The 390-nt window shown below is 54.6% G+C and carries 1 rRNA gene; it reads left to right on the top strand.

The features are described 5' to 3' along the window. Nucleotides 1–390 (top strand): 23S ribosomal RNA (locus tag UF05_RS07545); the annotation flags it as partial.

The following is a 390-nucleotide window of genomic DNA, read 5'->3' as shown; positions in this document are numbered from 1 at the left end:
CGGGGATAACAGGCTGATACCGCCCAAGAGTTCATATCGACGGCGGTTGTTGGCACCTCGATGTCGGCTCATCACATCCTGTGGCTGGAATTGGTACCAAGGGTCTGGCTGTTCGCCATTTGAAATGGTCCGCGAGCTGGGTTTAGAACGTCGCGAGACAGTTCGGTCCCTATCTTCCGTGGGCGTTGGAAGATTGAAGGGGGCTGCTCCTAGTACGAGAGGACCGGAGTGGACGAACCCCTGGTGTTCGGGTTGAGTCGCCAGACGCATTGCCCGGTAGCTCGGTTCGGAATCGAGAGCCAGTGAAAGCATCTACACCGAAAACGAGGTCTGAGATAAGTCAGCGATGTTACTTTAAGTGTCATAAAGGTTTCACGCAGACTACGTCGT

The organism is Vibrio sp. S457-15 (assembly GCF_000960545.1).
Classification (GTDB): domain Bacteria; phylum Pseudomonadota; class Gammaproteobacteria; order Enterobacterales; family Vibrionaceae; genus Vibrio; species Vibrio parahaemolyticus.
The sequence above is the reverse complement of the archived record's forward strand: the minus strand, read 5'-3'. Positions and strand labels throughout refer to the sequence as shown.